This is a genomic window from Streptomyces sp. LS1784, assembly GCF_020103755.1.
In the GTDB taxonomy this organism is placed as follows: Bacteria; Actinomycetota; Actinomycetes; order Streptomycetales; family Streptomycetaceae; genus Kitasatospora.
In genome coordinates, this window is the sequence record NZ_JAHSQD010001269.1 from 1 (window position 1) to 590 (window position 590).

The following is a 590-nucleotide window of genomic DNA, read 5'->3' on the forward strand; positions in this document are numbered from 1 at the left end:
CGGGGCCTGCCCGGACGGCTCCGCCGCGGAGGCGGGCCCGGCCGGCTCGGCGGCCTCGCCGGCGCCGGACTTCTTCCTGAATGCGGGCTTCTTCATCGCGGGTCAGCTCCCCGATCCGTGCTGGTGCGGGTACCGGCCGGGGCCGTTGGGGTCGTTCGGGTCGTAGTAGGGCTCGCCCTGCTGCTGGCCGGGCAGCCAGGGCTGCTGGTCCGGCTGCCGGCGGCCGTCGTACCCGTGGGCGTCGTAGCCGTACGACTGCTGCTCGGGCTGGTACGGCTGCTCGTAGCCCTGCTGGCTGTCGTACCCGTGGGCGTCGTACCCCTGGCCGCCGTACGGCGCGGCGACCGGCGGCTGGGCCGCGTACTGGTCGTAGCTGTACGGGTCGGCCTGCTGGTACGCCTGGTACGGGTCGGCGTACTGCTCGGCGTCCTGGACGGCGGCGGCCGCCTGGACGGCTCCGGTCACCGGCTCGCCGGTCGACTGCGCCGGGATCGCGCCCGGCTTGTCGTACACCCCGGACTCCTCGGCACCGCCCTCGGCGCCCTCGCCGCCCTCGCCGCGCTCGGCCATCCGGCGGGCCCGGCGGCTGC

The 590-nt window shown here is 76.4% G+C and carries 1 pseudogene; it reads right to left on the bottom strand.

Annotation, left to right across the window (positions count from 1 at the left end):
* Window positions 1–102: 102 nt before the first annotated feature.
* Window positions 103–590 (bottom strand): annotated as a pseudogene (locus KS423_RS46915) (hypothetical protein); the annotation flags it as partial.